Origin of the sequence: Corallococcus sp. RDP092CA (genome assembly GCF_041903675.1) — a bacterium.
Lineage (GTDB): Bacteria > Myxococcota > Myxococcia > Myxococcales > Myxococcaceae > Corallococcus.
Window position 1 is genome coordinate 1 of record NZ_JAYESI010000062.1, and the last position, 14210, is coordinate 14210.

At 72.2% G+C, this 14210-nt stretch carries 14 protein-coding genes and 1 pseudogene; 5 read left to right on the forward strand and 10 right to left on the reverse strand.

Going from position 1 to position 14210, the window contains the following annotated elements; all coding sequences use genetic code 11:
• Positions 1-160: 160 nt before the first annotated feature.
• On the forward strand, positions 161-895 hold the full coding sequence (locus tag U8525_RS33780) for a hypothetical protein (protein ID WP_374270861.1): 735 nt from the start codon (positions 161-163) through the stop codon (positions 893-895).
• A 23-nt stretch (positions 896-918) separates the two neighbouring features.
• On the opposite strand, the gene U8525_RS33785 is transcribed toward U8525_RS33780, so the two are convergent.
• The 9 genes and pseudogenes from U8525_RS33785 to U8525_RS33825 all read right to left on the reverse strand — a co-directional run bounded on the left by U8525_RS33785 (position 919) and on the right by U8525_RS33825 (position 7340).
• A complete protein-coding gene (locus U8525_RS33785; protein ID WP_374270862.1) occupies positions 919-2397 on the reverse strand; it encodes an ammonia-forming cytochrome c nitrite reductase subunit c552 in 1479 nt (492 codons plus the stop codon).
• A complete protein-coding gene (gene nrfH, locus U8525_RS33790; protein ID WP_374270863.1) occupies positions 2394-2921 on the reverse strand; it encodes a cytochrome c nitrite reductase small subunit in 528 nt (175 codons plus the stop codon). Before nrfH ends, U8525_RS33785 begins: the two co-directional genes overlap by 4 nt.
• 133 nt (positions 2922-3054) lie before the next feature.
• Complete coding sequence (locus U8525_RS33795) at positions 3055-3180, reverse strand: hypothetical protein (RefSeq protein WP_374270873.1); 126 nt, start codon at positions 3178-3180, stop codon at positions 3055-3057.
• A 64-nt stretch (positions 3181-3244) separates the two neighbouring features.
• A pseudogene (locus U8525_RS33800) lies at positions 3245-3514 on the reverse strand (hypothetical protein); the annotation flags it as partial.
• 231 nt (positions 3515-3745) lie between these two features.
• Positions 3746-4141 (reverse strand): cell envelope biogenesis protein TolA, encoded by a 396-nt coding sequence (locus U8525_RS33805; protein WP_374270864.1) that lies wholly within the window; start codon positions 4139-4141, stop codon positions 3746-3748.
• A 146-nt stretch (positions 4142-4287) separates the two neighbouring features.
• Positions 4288-5376 (reverse strand): succinyl-diaminopimelate desuccinylase, encoded by a 1089-nt coding sequence (gene dapE / locus U8525_RS33810; RefSeq protein WP_374270865.1) that lies wholly within the window; start codon positions 5374-5376, stop codon positions 4288-4290.
• 47 nt (positions 5377-5423) lie between these two features.
• Positions 5424-6056 carry a cupin domain-containing protein gene (locus U8525_RS33815; protein WP_374270866.1) on the reverse strand — a complete coding sequence of 211 codons (633 nt, stop codon included), beginning with the start codon at positions 6054-6056 and terminating at the stop codon, positions 5424-5426.
• Positions 6057-6136: 80 nt separating this feature from the next.
• Positions 6137-6964: a 2,3,4,5-tetrahydropyridine-2,6-dicarboxylate N-succinyltransferase gene (locus U8525_RS33820; protein WP_374270867.1), complete on the reverse strand. Its 828-nt coding sequence runs from the start codon at positions 6962-6964 to the stop codon at positions 6137-6139.
• 64 nt (positions 6965-7028) lie between these two features.
• Positions 7029-7340, reverse strand: a complete 312-nt coding sequence (locus tag U8525_RS33825) for a hypothetical protein (RefSeq protein WP_374270868.1) — start codon at positions 7338-7340, stop codon at positions 7029-7031.
• A gap of 201 nt (positions 7341-7541) precedes the next feature.
• Between U8525_RS33825 and U8525_RS33830 the strand changes: the two genes are divergently transcribed.
• The 4 genes from U8525_RS33830 (at position 7542) to U8525_RS33845 (ending at position 11056) form a co-directional block, all read left to right on the forward strand.
• Entirely contained in the window at positions 7542-7703 is a 162-nt protein-coding gene (locus U8525_RS33830; protein WP_374270869.1) for a hypothetical protein, read from the forward strand.
• Between the two features lie 66 nt (positions 7704-7769).
• On the forward strand, positions 7770-9008 hold the full coding sequence (locus U8525_RS33835) for an aspartate aminotransferase family protein (RefSeq protein ID WP_374270870.1): 1239 nt from the start codon (positions 7770-7772) through the stop codon (positions 9006-9008).
• Between the two features lie 56 nt (positions 9009-9064).
• Positions 9065-9784, forward strand: a complete 720-nt coding sequence (locus U8525_RS33840; RefSeq protein ID WP_374270871.1) for a glycosyltransferase family 2 protein — start codon at positions 9065-9067, stop codon at positions 9782-9784.
• 237 nt (positions 9785-10021) lie between these two features.
• Positions 10022-11056 carry a rod shape-determining protein gene (locus U8525_RS33845; RefSeq protein ID WP_014400170.1) on the forward strand — a complete coding sequence of 345 codons (1035 nt, stop codon included), beginning with the start codon at positions 10022-10024 and terminating at the stop codon, positions 11054-11056.
• A gap of 45 nt (positions 11057-11101) precedes the next feature.
• On the opposite strand, the gene U8525_RS33850 is transcribed toward U8525_RS33845, so the two are convergent.
• Positions 11102-13468 carry a hypothetical protein gene (locus U8525_RS33850; protein WP_374270872.1) on the reverse strand — a complete coding sequence of 789 codons (2367 nt, stop codon included), beginning with the start codon at positions 13466-13468 and terminating at the stop codon, positions 11102-11104.
• Positions 13469-14210 lie beyond the last annotated feature (742 nt).

Sequence of the window (14210 nt, forward strand, 5' to 3'; positions counted from 1 at the left end):
GGCGTGCGCCAGATAGATGAAGTCGGCCTGAAACCGGGCCTCCTCCAACGCGCTGACGAGTCCCTGGTCGCGAAAAATACACGAGCAAGCCCACGCTGACGCAGGCAGCACCAGCCACCCCACCAGCTCCTCGCGGCGCAACCACAGGAGCGCCTTCGCCGTGGGCAGCGCGGAGTCCGAGGGCGCGGGCGCCGAGCCCCTGTCCCTGGCCCCTGGCGCGGACGGCAGCGTGGTGGTGGCGGGGCGCTACGTGGGCACGGTGCGCTTCGGCCCCAACGCCACGCAGGCGTCCGGCTCGGGCAGCCCCTTCGTGGCGCTGTACCAGGAGGGCGGCGCGCTCGGCTGGGCGAAGGTGCGGCCCGGCGTGAAGGGCAGCGTCCGGGACGTGAGCCGCGACGCCGCGGGCGACGTGGTCGTGGGCGGCGACTTCCAGGGCAGCCTCTCCTGGGCCGGCGCGTCGCTGAAGGGCGCGGCCAGCCCCAGCCCCTTCGTGGCGGTGACGGGCGCGGACGGCACCGAGCGCTGGGCGCGCGACCTGGGCGTGGACGCGTCCGTGCAGGGCGTGGCCATCCACTCCACCGGCGAGGTGCTGGTGGTGGGCTACACGTACTCGTGGCTGGAGAACGGCGCCACGAACGCGGACGGCCTGGGGTCCGCGCAGCTCTTCACCCAGCGCTTCGACCCCACGGGGCAGCCGCTGGCGTCGCGCCTCTTCCTGGCCCCCGCGCCGGAGGCGCGCGGGGAGCTGTACGGCGTGGAGGCGGTGCCGGCGGTGGCGCTGCTGCCTGACGGGGACGCGGTGCTGTTCGGCGACACCGACCGCGTCACGGACTTCGGCGTGGACAAGCTCCAGCCCGCGCGCGGCGACGTGTTCCTGGTGCGGGTGAAGTATTGACCGCCCGGAGGGCCCGTCGCCCGCTACCGCGAGCCCTGCTGCGCGCCCGCGCTGCCGGTGGCCGCGGGCGCCCCCGCGGGTCGCTGGGTCGGGGCGGTGGAGGCCCCTCCGCCAGGCCGCAGCGCGTTCTGGCCCAGGCGTGAGAAGTTGATGGAGTTGCTCAGGATGCGCACCGACTCCTGGTCCGCGTGGAAGCCCATGGAGTTCTCCGCCTCCACGAAGTCCAGGTAGAACTGGGCGCGCTTCTGGAGGTCGCGCGCCCTGGCCAGCGCGTCCTCGGGCGCCCCCGCCTCCTGCGCGCGCTGGAGGTCGTGGATGAGGTCCACCAGCGCGTCCATGGCGATGTTGCGCGTCTGGAAGGTGCGCGTCTGGATGGCCTCCGCCCGCTCGAGCAGCTCCGCCTCGCTCCACTTGTGGCACGTCTGGCAGGCGCGGTTGATGTTGAGCAGCGGGCTCCGCACGTGGTGGTCGCTGATCTTCATCGCCCCCTCGCGCTGGTAGGGCATGTGGCAGTCCGCGCACGCCACGCCGCTCTTCGCGTGGATGCCCTGGTTGTACATCTCGAACTCGGGGTGCTGCGCCTTGAGGACCTTGGCGCCGGTGAGGGCGTGGGTCCAGTCGGTGTGCCCGTCCTCGTCGTAGTAGGCCATGATCTGGTCGATGTTGATGCCCTTGGCCCAGGGGTACGTGAGGCGCTTCTCCTTGCCCTTGAAGTAGTACTCGACGTGGCACTGCCCGCACACGTACGTGCGCATCTCCTGGCGGGTGGCGTCCCGGTTCACCTCGAAGTGGGCCACGCCCTGGCTGGCCTTGAGCGCGGCGATGCCCTCGATGAAGCCCGGGCGCGTGACGCGCAGCTGCATCGTGGCGGGGTCGTGGCAGTCGATGCAGGACACCGGGTGCTCCACGAGCTTGCGCGCCTCCGCGAAGGGCATCTGGTTCATCTTCTCGAAGCCCTTGATGAGGTCCCCGTCCCCCAGCTTCTTGTAGGGCACGTACACGCTGCCGTGGCAGTGGATGCAGGTGCCCGGCTGCTGCGTCACCTGCTGCCGCTGGGTGAAGGTCTGGTCCTCGAGCATGTGCGCGTGGCCGCGCTCCTCGCGGAAGTCGACGGCGAAGGCGTAGCCGCTCCACAGGGTGACCAGGCGGGGGTCCTCCTCCAGCCGGCTCTGCGCCACCACCGAGCGCGGGTCCGCCTGGGTGGGCGTGCGCTCCACCGCCTCGCTCCCGCCGTAGCGGGTGCGCTGCTGGTCCACCGTGCGCTTGTAGCCGTCGTACTGCAGCGGGAAGTTCTTCCCCCACACGGCGGGGTCCGTGATGGTGTCGTCGAGTTCCACCACCCGGTAGAAGGGGTTCTTCGCCTCCTGCTTGCGCTCCATGATGTTGACCAGGAGCGCGGTGACGCCCGCCGAGGCCAGCGCCGCCGCCACCGCCACCGCGATCACCAGCCGGGTGCCGCTGAACCGCCGGCGCTTCTCCGGAGCCTTCTCGGGCTCGGTCATCGTGCAATCTCCTTACGGATGAGCTCGGGGTTCCCCGACCCCTCGGGATGTCCCACGGAGTTGTGGCAGGTGAGGCACTGGAGCTGCCCGCCGGAGTCCACCCGCCCGTGGGCCGTGGGGGGCGTCTCGATGGCCTCCACGATGGCGGCATGGCACTTGCGGCACGCATTCTCCGTCACCACGCGATTGCCCGGACGCAGGCGGATCGGGTCCGGGAAGGTGCCGGTGGTGAAGTAGAAGGAGTGCCAGAAGCCGTTGCTCGCCTTCGTGTAGTACTTGGGAAGGAAGCTGGCCGGCGTGTGGCAGTCATTGCAGGTGGCCACCGCGTGGTGGCTGCTCTTGCGCCAGCCGTCGTACTGCTCGTTCATGATGTGGCAGTTGGCGCAGGCGGCCGGGTCGTCCCGCAGGTAGGCCGAGCCCTTCGCGTACGCGAAGGTGAAGCCACCGAGGCCGACCCCCACGCCGATGGCAACCCCGAGGATGACGGCCAGCCAGGTGCGGGACGCGGAGGGCACGCGGATCAACCTACCGGGTCTCGCGAACCCTCGCGGGAGAAGATTGAGGAGCATCCATCTCTCAACAGGCCGGTGCCGCGAAAAGACGGGCCCGGTGCGCGCATGCACACCGGGCCCGCTCGGACTTCACGGTGAGGGCGGGTCAACCGCCGAGCACCACTTTCTCCCCCGGCACGCCGTTGGAGCGCTCCTCCTGCTCGCGCGCGGAGGAGAACAGGTCGTTGCGCAGGCGCACCGCGTCCGAGAACGGGGCCTTGAAGGCGCGCATCGCGCCGGCGCTTCACCGCGCGGTCCGGAGTCTCCGCGGCGACGGCGTGCTCCACCAGGTCCGACGACCAGGGCGCGCCGCCCACCTCGCGACGCATCTCGATGTACCCGATGGGATTGGAGACGCGCGCCTCGCTGACGTTCTCGATTTCCCACATCGACTCATCGAGCAGGTGCTTGGTGTTCTCGAAGATGAGGTCCAGCTCCGGCCTCGGCGCCTCCGGGTGCGTGTACGCACGGAGCAGCGCGCAGGCCATGCCGTCGAAGCGGCGCTCGGACCCGATTTCACGGTCCGTCCCATCCCCCGCGGCGGCCCCAGGATGCCCGTCTGGCATGACCACGCCTTCGTGTGCGCGCGCCGACTCCAGGTTCGGGCTCAGCGGCGCCGGCCACGGCACGTAGAACTCCGGCGACTGGAATGGTTGGCTTCCGCCTCCCCTTCGACATGCACACCCCCTCGTTGGTCCCCGAGGGGATGACCCACCCTGCTCAGGGGGTGAGGAGCAGGGGGCTCCGGCGGGGAGTCCAGCGCCGTCCGCCTCCCCGCAGGCCCCGCGCGTGACCTCCTAGCGGCGCGTGGAGCGGCGCGAGGCGCTCTTGCGAGCGGACGTCTTGCGCGTGGCCGTGCCACGGCTGGACGTCTTGCGCGCGGTGCGGCCGGCGGCGGCGCGACGGGCCGGGGCCTTGCGAGCGCCGCGACGGGCGGTGGCGCGCTTCGCGGTGCCGCGCTTGCCCGCGGCCTTCTTCGCCGTGCGCTTGCCCGCGGCCTTCTTCGCCGTGGTGCGCTTGGAGGTCGCGCGCTTCGCGGCCCCCGTGCGGCGGGACGACGCCTTGCGGGCGCCCTTGCGCGCACCGGAGGCGCGACGGCGCGACGGCCTGGCGGGCGTCGCCGCCCCGACCGGCAGCAGCGCGTTGGACGACGGGGTCTCGTTCGGGTCCTGCATGTGCGACTCGGCGTGCATCAACGACCTCCAGGGATGACGACCCCGCAAGCGTATGCGCAACCGCCGGGGTTGCACGCGGGGGCCCCCGCGCAGATGCACGCCATCTGACGAATGCGCGCGAGGCCGAGAATCCGGCCCCGAAGCGCGCGGCGCGGGCGCTGTCGCTACGCCGCGCCCTTGAGGAACGCGGCCAGCTTCTCGTACGCCACGGCCAGCGGCGGGATGGGCGCGCTCTCGTGGAGCTGGTGCGCCTGCGCCGTCTCGCCGGGCCCGAAGTTCACCGCGTCCACGCCCCACTCGCCGAAGCGCGCCACGTCCGTCCACGCCTGCTTCGACGCCGCGGGCAGCCCCGTGAGCGCCATCAGCCGCTGGAACAGCGGGTTGCCCGCGGCCACCGGACCGCTGGGGGACGCGTCCGTGAACTCCACCTCCGCGCGGCCCGCCACCAGCGCCAGCACGTCCTCCTGCGCCCGCGCCACGCTCTTGCCCGGCGCGAAGCGGTAGTTGAGGTTCAGCTCGAACGCCTCCGGCACCACGTTGCGCGCCCGGCCGCCCCTGGCCAGCGTGGCGCTGATGACCTCATAGAAGGGGAAGCCCGCAACGTTCACCTCCACGCGCTCGCGGCCCAGCAGCTCCGTGAGCAGCGGCCCCGCCTTGTGGATGGCGTTCTCGCCCTGCCACGGCCTGGCGGAGTGCGCGCTCCGCCCCGTGAAGCGGACGGTCACCTGCATGCTGCCGACGCAGCCCACCTGCACCACGCCGTCCGTGGGCTCCATGGCGATGCCGAACTTCACGCGGGACAGGTCCGGCCGCTTCGCGTACAGCGGGATGAGGCCGCTCTCCGCGTAGGCGCCCTCCTCGCGCTCGTACAGGAGGAAGGCCACGTTGACGGGCAGCGCGGCGCGCTTCAGGTCCTCCGCCAGCGCCATCATCACCGCGACGCCGCCCTTCATGTCGGACGCGCCCAGGCCGTGCACGCGCTCGCCCTCGATGCGCGGCGCGCGGCCCACGTCGCCGGGGTGCATGGGCACCGTGTCCAGGTGGCCGATGAGCGCCACCGTGGGGCGGGGGTCCTCCAGCGAGCCCAGCAGCAGCGTGTGCCCGACGCGGAAGACCTCCTCGCGGCGGAAGTGCTTCAGCGCCCAGCCCTCCACGTGGTCCGCGATGGGACCCTCGTGGCCGATGGGGCTCTCGATGCGACACAGCTCGAGCGTCGTCTGGGCAAGGCGGGTGGCGAGGTCGATGGAGGCCATGCGCGAAGCACCATACTCCCCGGCCACGCCCGACACATCGTGTCCCGTCAGGCCCCGTCCACCTGCTCCTCAAACGAAGTGGCGCCCTCCAACACCGTGACGCAGATGCACGCGGGGCCCCGCAGCGCGGTGAAGTCGTGCAGCGAGCCGTCCCTCTTCTCCAGCGCGTCCCCGGGCCACACCTCGTGGCCGGTGTCCTCGCGGAAGCCGCCCTCCAGGACCAGGTTCCACTCGCGGCCCTGGTGCGCGTGGCGCGGGTAGCGGACACCGGGGAGCAGGCGCACGACGGCGGCCAGCATCCCCTCGCGCCCGGGGCCCGTCTCCACGGGCATCAGCTCCACGCCGTCCACCGGGCCGGGCATCCAGTTCGAGGGCTCCGCCAGGGACTCCAGCAGCTCGCGGGCCCGCGCCTCCGTCACGGCCAGGAACGCGGCCACCCTCCCGGCCCAGCGGGCGAAGCGGCCCGGCCCCTCCATCTGGCCCAGCAGCGCCTGGAGCACCGACTCCGGGGGCGCCACCGGCGGGACGAGCGCCCCCAGCGCCTCCACGGCGGGCGTCAGCCGGGCCCGCTCCGCCCGGCAGCGCGCGCAGCCGTCCAGGTGCCGGGCCCCGGCCTCGCGCCGCTCCGGCTCCAGGGTCCCGAGCAGCCACTCGGGGAGGATGTCGTCGAGGTGTTCCATGTCTTCACGAACGACAGCGGCTGTCTCCAGCCGCGGCATTCTCCATACGCGACCCCGCGAGCGGCGGATCTTCCGTCGGCTCAGACCGCGACGGCGAAGTCCCGCAGGGCGGCGTTGAGGCTGGTCTTCTGGTCGGTGGACGCCTTGCGCTGCCCGATGATGAGCGCGCACGGCACCATGTACTTCCCGGCGGGGAACTGCTTCTCCCGCATGCCTGGAATCACGACGCTGCGCGCCGGCACGCGGCCCTTGTGGATGACCTCCTGGGGCCCGGTGACGTCGATGATCTGCGTGGACGCGGTCAGCACCACGTTGGCGCCGAGCACCGCCTCCTCCTCCACCACCACGCCCTCCACCACGATGGAGCGGCTGCCCAGGAAGGCGCCGTCCTCGATGATGACCGGCGACGCGGTGGGCGGCTCCAGCACGCCGCCCAGCCCCACGCCGCCCGACAGGTGGACGTTGCGGCCCACCTGCGCGCACGAGCCCACCGTGGCCCACGTGTCCACCATGGTGCCCGCGCCCACCCGCGCGCCGATGTTCACGTACCCGGGCATCACCACCGCGCCCCTCTCCACGAAGGCGCCGTAGCGCACGGTGCCCGGCGGCACCACGCGCACGCCCGCCGCCTCCAGGCCCTTCTTCAGGGGCACCTTGTCGTGGAACTCGAAGGGGCCCACCTCCAGCACCCGCATCTCCGACACGGCGAAGAACAGGAGGATGGCCTCCTTCACCCAGGCGTTGACCCGCCAGCCCTCCGGGCCCTTCTCCGCGACGCGCAGCTCCCCGGCGTCCAGCCGCGCGAGCGTCTCGCGCACCGCCGCCACCATGTCCGCGTCCTTCAGTTTCGCCCGGTCCGCGAACGCCGCGGACACCCGCTGGGAAAGCTCGTCAAGAGAGGTCGCCATGGCGCCGAGTTGAAGCACACTTCCGCTGTCCACGCCCCTCCTCAGTGTCCGCCGCTGGACGCCCTCACGCGTGCGGCGGCTCCAGCCCCAGCGCCAGGGGCAGCGTCTGTGTCGGGATTTCTCCGTGAAACGCGGCGTCCGCGTGGGCCAGCGGCCCCGTCCCCTCCTTCAGGACGACGGCGCCCTGGAGCACCCGGCCCACGGCGGACAGGGGGGCCTCCTTCCAGTCGCGGTGGCGGACGAAGGGCGAGCGCCGGATGTAGAGATGCTCCTGCCCGATGAGGGCCACGTACCCCAGGAGCGCCCCGTCCGCCGCGCGGACGCGCATGCCGCTGATGATGGAGCGCCGTTCGGACGGCGTATCGTCGAAGGCCATCGGTCGTCTCCTCCCGTGCGGGGGAAAGGTGGGGACGCCCCGGAGGCGCCGCGAGCCGCCCGCCCCCCTCCGGGCCCCTGTCCGCCCGCCCGCTCCCGGAGCGGGAGGCGGTGACCGGCCGTCCGGCCTGGAGCGCGCCAGGGCGCTCGCGGGCATGGGTTTCCCGCGCCTGGGAGGCGCGCCCGTTAGCGTGCGCCCGCCATGACGACCCCCGTCTCCCCGCCGCTGCGCGCCGCCTATGAACCGGAGGCCTTCCGGGCCACCGCCCACGCCCTGATGGATCAGCTCGCGGACTACCTGAAGGCCGCGCTCGGAGGGGGCGCGCTGCCGGTGCTGCCCTGGGCGCCGCCCGCGGTGAACTAGGAGCGCTTCGCCGCGCCCTTCCCGGAGGAGCCCGCCCCGGAGGTCTCCACGGCCTTCGCCGGGTTGATGGCGCGGGTGCTGGAGGGCTCGCACCACCTGCACCACCCGCGCTACGTGGGCCACCAGGTGACGGCGCCCCTGCCGCTGGCGGCGCTGTGCGACGCCGTGTCGTCGCTGCTCAACAACGGCATGGCCGTGTACGAGATGGGCCCCGTCGCCACCGCGATGGAGCACCACGTGCTGGCGTGGATGGCGGCGAAGCTGGGCCTGCCCCCGGGCGCCCGGGGCGTGCTCACCTCCGGCGGCAGCGCGGGCAACCTCACCGCGCTGCTCGCCGCGCGCCAGGCGAAGGCCGGCTACGACGCGTGGAACGGCGGCGCGCACGCGGGCCCGCCCCTGACGGTGCTGGTCCCCCGCTCCGCCCACTACAGCCTGGCCCGCGCGGTCCGCATCATGGGCTGGGGCGAGGGGGGCCTCACCCCGGTGGACGTGGACGACCACTTCCGCGTGCGGCCGGACGCCCTGGAGGACGCGCTCGCCGGGGCCACCCGCGCGGGGAGGCAGGTCATCGCGGTGGCGGCCAGCGCGGGCTCCACCGCCACCGGCGCGTTCGATCCGCTGGAGCCCGTGGCGGACTTCGCCCAGCGGCACGGCCTGTGGTTCCACGTGGACGGCGCGCACGGGGCCGCCGCGAGCCTGAGCCCGCGGCACCGCGCGCGGGTGAAGGGCATCGAGCGGGCGGACTCCGTGGTGTGGGACGCGCACAAGGGGCTGCTCATGCCCGCGCTGGTGACGGCGGTGCTCTTCCGCGACGGCGCGCGCTCCTTCGACGCCTTCTCCCAGGAGGCCCACTACCTCTTCCACGGCGACGGCGAGGACGCGCGCCCCTACAGCGACGTGGGCCTGCGCACGCTGGAGTGCACCAAGGAGATGATGGCCCTCAAGGTCTACACGTGCCTGTCCGTGCTGGGCACGCGCGTCTTCGAGGAGGCCGTCACCGCGTCCTATGACCAGGGCCAGCGCTTCGCGCGGCTGCTCACCGCCGCGCCGGACTTCGAGCTGGCGGTGGAGCCCGACTGCAACATCGTCTGCTTCCGCCACACCCCCGCGCGCGTGCCGCCGGAGGGCTGGGACGCGCTCCAGGTCCGCCTGCGTGAGGCCCTGGTCTCCCGTGGAAGTTTCTACCTGGTGCAGACGCGGCTGCCCCGGGGCGTGTACCTGCGCACCACGCTCATCCATCCGCTCACCGGGGACGCGGACCTGGAGGCCCTGCTGGACGCGCTCCGGAAAGCGGCCCTCCCCTGAATTTTGTGTGCAAGGGAGTCGCCCTGGCGGGGGAAATGCGATAGGGCGGGGCCGCCATGCTCGTCTCGCTCGTCATCCCCGTCTACAACGAGATTCCCACCCTGGCGGAAATCCTCCGCCGCTGCACCGCCGTGGACTTCCCCAAGGAGCTCGTCCTGGTGGATGACTGCTCCAAGGACGGCAGCCGCGAGTTCCTGCGTCAGCTGTCCGAGCAGGGCCTGGACATCCTCGGAGGGACGCCGAAGAACCGGAACGAAATCCGGGTGCTCTTCCAGGAGAAGAACCAGGGCAAGGGGGCCGCGCTGCGCCGGGGCTTCTCCGAGGCCACGGGGGACATCATCCTCGTCCAGGACGCGGACCTGGAATACGACCCCAAGGACATCCCGCGGGTCATCCAGCCCATCATCGACGGCGAGGCGGACGTCGTCTTCGGCAGCCGCTTCATCGGGTCGCCGCGCCGGGTGCTGTACTACTGGCACACCGTCCTCAACAACACGCTCACCATGCTCTCCAACATGACGAGCGGGCTGAACCTCACGGACATGGAGACCTGCTACAAGGCCTTCCGCGCGGAGGTGCTCCGCTCCGTGCACGTGGAGGAGGACCGGTTCGGCTTCGAGCCCGAAATCACCGCCAAGGTCGCGCGCGGCAACTGGCGCGTCTTCGAGGTGCCCATCAGCTACCATGGGCGCACCTACGAGGAGGGCAAGAAGATTGGCTGGAAGGATGGCGTGCGCGCCCTCTACGCCATCGCGAAGTACTCGATCAAGCGCTGAACCGCGCGCGGGTCCGCCCGGCCGCCGTCCTGGAGAGGACGCGGCCCGTCGTCCGGGCGGCGAGTCGAGTGCGGACAAGGGAACAGACGGACGGGCGTGGTTGGTTGTCCAGCGAGCGGCGCCCAGAAGGGGTACCGGCTTTTCTTCCTCCGTATTGCGGCGCGTAGTAGTTTCGACAACGCACTCCGTCTGAAGGGCGAGGAGACTCCCGGCCCTTCCGAAAGCTTCCGCCCCCGTATGTTCGACTGGCTCCACACCCTGTTTTCGCGCGACCTCGCCATCGACCTGGGTACGGCGAACACGCTCATCTACATCCGCGGCCAGGGCATCGTGTCCAACGAGCCCTCCGTCGTGGCGGTGCAGCAGGACTCGCGCGGCGGCAAGAAGGTGCTCGCCGTGGGCAAGGAGGCCAAGGAGATGCTCGGCAGGACGCCGGGCAACATCGTGGCCATCCGGCCCATGAAGGACGGCGTCATCGCGGACTTTGAAATCACCGCCGCGATGCTGCGCTACTTCATCCAGAGCGCGCACAACCGCAAGACGCTGGTGAACCCGCGCATCATCATCGGCATCCCGTCCGGCATCACGGAGGTGGAGCGCCGCGCGGTGCGCGAGGCGGCCGCCAACGCGGGCGCGCGCGAGGTCTACCTCATCGAGCAGCCCATGGCCGCGGCGATTGGCGCGGGCCTGCCGGTGACGGAGCCCAGCGGCAACATGATCGTGGACATCGGCGGTGGCACGTCCGACGTCGCGGTCATCAGCCTCGCGGGCATCGTGTTCGCCAAGTCCGTGCGTATCGGCGGCGACAAGCTGGACGAGGCGATCATCCAGTACGTCAAGCGCAAGTACAACCTGCTCATCGGCGAGCGCACGGCGGAGCTCATCAAGATGGGCATCGGCACGGCGTACCCGACGGACGAGGTCATGACCATGGAGATCAAGGGTCGCGACCTGGTGGCCGGCGTGCCGCGCACGCTGACGGTGTCCAGCGACGAGGTGCGCGACGCGCTCGCGGAGCCCGTCAACGGCATCGTGGAGGCGGTGAAGCTGACGCTGGAGCGCACGCCGCCGGAGCTGGCCGGTGACATCGCGGACCGCGGCATCGTGCTGGCCGGTGGCGGCGCGCTGCTGAAGAACCTGGACACGCTGCTGCGTGAGGAGACGGGCCTGCCGGTGTTCCTCGCGGAGGACCCGCTGTCCGCCGTGGTGATTGGCGCGGGCAAGGCGCTGGAGTCGCTCGACATCCTCCGTCAGGTCTGCCAGCCGGGCTGAAGACGTCCACCGCTGCGCTTCACCGTGACGGCGCCGGACCCGGTCTCAGGGGTCGGCGCCGTCCGCGTTTCCGGCCGTCGCGGTGGTGGCGGCCCGGGGCAGCGGCAGTCCGGTGGGGGTGACGATGCGCGCCTCGCAGTTCGGGCGGCGGCCCTCCCGGTCATCCTCCCGGCGGGCATACTCCTTCACGATGGCGCCGGTCAGGAGGATGCCGGGCGGCAGGGGCTGCTCGACCTTCGTGTCCATGCACGCGTCGAAGGCGCGCCGCATCCACGGGCCGGCGGCGCGGACCGCGAAGCCCCCCAGCGCGTCCAGGCGGGCGAGGCCGATCAGCCGCTCCGCGAAGACCGGGTAGCCCTCCGGCGCGTCGCGCCGGGCGTGGACCAGGGTGGCGGCGGCGCGGAGGCCCGGGGCTACGCGGATGAGCCCCGGCCCCGGGGCCCGCGAGGCGGACAGGACCTGGTTGCGCAGCGGCTCGCGCGCGAGCATCAGCGGCAGCGAGGCGTTGAAGAGGTGCTTCGCGCGCGCATCCCCCACCCGTGTGAGCTCCAGGGCGAGCAGCGCGGCGACCTCCGGGTCCAGGCGGGACAGCACGGCCTCGGACTCGCGCACGGCCGCTTCGAGCGCGCGCTTCGGGTCCAGCAGCGTGTCCCGGGTGAGGCGCAGCACGGCGCGGTCCACGGGCGACGTCACCGCCGCGAGCTCCGCCTCCTTCGGCGAGCGCTGGCCGGTGAGCAGCTCCAGCAGCGCCAGCCGCTCCGGCCGCCGCGCCAGGGCGGGGGGAACCCAGTCGCGCATCACGTAGGACGTGTGCTCGGGGCCCGCGGCGGCGGCCGTGCGTCCGGCCAGCACCAGGAAGTCCCAGGTCCGGTGGCGCGCGTCCTGAGCATGGCGGCGCACCAGCGCCGTGGCCGCGTCGCGCAGCTGCGCGCGCAGGAGGATGCGCACGTCCAGCTCCAGCGCCTCCAGGGTGTCCGGCGGGTGCCGCTGCCCGAAGGCCTGCGCCAGCCTCGCTGTCTCGACGGCGTAGGCCTGGCGCTCGCTGTCTCCCAGGGGCCGTGGGTCCCCCAGCTCGAAGCGCCACCGCGCATCCAGCCACGCGCGGTTCACCTCGGGCGAGTCCGGAAAGCGCGCCGCCAGCGCCTGGTACGCGGCGACGGCCTCCGCGGTGCCCACGGACGGCGGGCTCGCGCGCTGGAGGTAGAGGGCCGCCAGCGGTGAGTCCGGGTGCTGCTGCGCGTGCTCCACGTAGCGGGCGCGGGCCGTGTCCCCTTCGCCAATGAAACGCAGCAGCGCCAATGCGAGCGATTGCGCGCCCGGGTCCTCCTGCCAGGTGTGCATCAGCATCGCGGCGAAGCCGCGCGTGTTGCGCCAGCGCAGGGCGTCCGGGAGGTTCGTCGGCACCTGCGTGTCCAGGATGAGGAAGGCGCGCGCGGCCATCTCCCGCGCGAGCGTGTTGCCCGGCTCCACCTCCGCGACGGCGGACGCCACGCGGCCCGCGGCCTGCCAGCGGCCCTCCTCCGCGAAGGCGTGCGCGGCGGCCTCCCAGCTCGCGGCCTGGACGGAGAGATGCTCACCCGGCTGGAGCGCCGTGGCGCTCTCCGAGAGGGACCTGAAGTAGGGGCCCGCGGAGGGGACCCCTGGATCCGGGACCGCCGCCAGCATGGCCGCGCCCTTCACGTTGTAGAGGATGTGCTCGCCCGAGGAGGGCAGCGGCACGTCCTCGATGACCTGTCCCTGGCCGGGCCAGGTCGTCACCGCGCGGAGCAGGCCGTCTCCCAGCTTCACGCGCCCCTGCTCTTGCGCTCCGGGCGCCACCACCCAGTGCTCACCGCCGATGCGCACATCCACGGGCCGCGACAGCCCGTTGACGACCGTCACGGCGCGCACGCTGCGAGCCTCCAGCCACATCGCGCCCGCTCCCGCGAGCGCGCAGAGCCCCAATGCCATTCCGGCCAGGGACACCGCGCGGCGGCGCGACCTGCCCGGCGAGGGCGACACCTGCCCGATGACCTGGAGCGGCCCCTGGCCGTCCGCGCGCACGAGGTAGCCCTCCAGAGGCCACATCGGAACGCCCAGCACCGTCACGGTGCGCTCGGCGACGAAGGGCGCGCTCGGTGAGGCGCCACGAGGAGGAGCGCCCTGCCAGCGGACGCCGGTCCCGAGCACGGAGGACATGGACGGAGGGCGGGCCGCGATGACGAAGGCGCCCCGGTCCTCCACCAGCGCCGCCAGCAGGGCCCGGTTGGGGCCCGGTGGCTCGTGCTCCAACCGGCGTGAGAGCACCGCGTGGACCGCCCACGCATCGCCCCGCGCGAGCGCCTCCGACAGCGCGGCGTCCGGCAGGAGCTCCGAAAGGCGCGGCGCACGCTCCAGCAAGCCGCTGGGGTCCGTGACAGGGGTGAGGGACATGGGCCCGCATTCAACCGGGCGCTGGCGGGGGGAAGGCAAGCCCCCGAGTCTGAAATCCCGTCAAACCCAGACCCGAAGCACCCTCGCCGGGGACACACCTTCGTCCGTGGGAGGATCGCCATCATCCAGGGTCAGGCCTGGCCTTCAGCCCTGAAGGCCCTCTCAATGGATGACCGGATGAGACGGTAAGAACCCTGCCGCTCCCTCCCGGAGACGGCACGCTGAAAACCTGTCCGACAGTCGGACAGCTTCGGACAACCGCTGCTGGGGGCCTTCACCATCCGAACCGAAGAAACCTGTCGGACAGTCGGACAGCTTCGGGTGATCGCCGCCGAGGGGCCTCACAACTTCGGGCAATCGCTGCCGGGGAGCCCCCGCGCCATCTGAACAGAAGAAGCCTGTCGGACAGCTTCGGGCAATCGCTGCCGGGGGCCTCGGCCATCCGAACCGAGAAAACCTGTCCGACTGTCGGACAGCTTCGAGCAATCGCTGCCGGGGGCCTCGGCCATCCGAACCAAGGAAACTTGTCCGGCTGTCGGACAGCTTCGGGCAATCGCTGCCGGGGGCCTCAGCCATCCGAACCGAGAAAACCTGTCCGACTGTCGGACAACTTTGGACGTAACCGTTCACCGGTTGGTGCCTGCTTGAAGGGGCTGCCGGGCAGCGTACGGTGGGCGGGGCGGCGCTCGACGGTGTTGGCTGTGACGTGACACACCGCGACTCATGGCGGAACTCGACCCCC

Bases quoted from the DNA above. Each gene is read 5' to 3' on its own strand.
- U8525_RS33785 (WP_374270862.1), bottom strand. From the start codon at position 2,397: ATGACCGAGCCCGAGAAGGCTCCGGAGAAGCGCCGGCGGTTCAGCGGC.
- U8525_RS33795 (WP_374270873.1), bottom strand. From the start codon at position 3,180: ATGCGCGCCTTCAAGGCCCCGTTCTCGGACGCGGTGCGCCTGCGCAAC.
- U8525_RS33805 (WP_374270864.1), bottom strand. From the start codon at position 4,141: ATGCACGCCGAGTCGCACATGCAGGACCCGAACGAGACCCCGTCGTCC.
- dapE (WP_374270865.1), bottom strand. From the start codon at position 5,376: ATGGCCTCCATCGACCTCGCCACCCGCCTTGCCCAGACGACGCTCGAG.
- U8525_RS33815 (WP_374270866.1), bottom strand. From the start codon at position 6,056: ATGGAACACCTCGACGACATCCTCCCCGAGTGGCTGCTCGGGACCCTG.
- U8525_RS33820 (WP_374270867.1), bottom strand. From the start codon at position 6,964: ATGGCGACCTCTCTTGACGAGCTTTCCCAGCGGGTGTCCGCGGCGTTC.
- U8525_RS33825 (WP_374270868.1), bottom strand. From the start codon at position 7,340: ATGGCCTTCGACGATACGCCGTCCGAACGGCGCTCCATCATCAGCGGC.
- U8525_RS33830 (WP_374270869.1), top strand. From the start codon at position 7,542: ATGACGACCCCCGTCTCCCCGCCGCTGCGCGCCGCCTATGAACCGGAG.
- U8525_RS33835 (WP_374270870.1), top strand. From the start codon at position 7,770: ATGGCGCGGGTGCTGGAGGGCTCGCACCACCTGCACCACCCGCGCTAC.
- U8525_RS33840 (WP_374270871.1), top strand. From the start codon at position 9,065: ATGCTCGTCTCGCTCGTCATCCCCGTCTACAACGAGATTCCCACCCTG.
- U8525_RS33845 (WP_014400170.1), top strand. From the start codon at position 10,022: ATGTTCGACTGGCTCCACACCCTGTTTTCGCGCGACCTCGCCATCGAC.
- U8525_RS33850 (WP_374270872.1), bottom strand. From the start codon at position 13,468: ATGTCCCTCACCCCTGTCACGGACCCCAGCGGCTTGCTGGAGCGTGCG.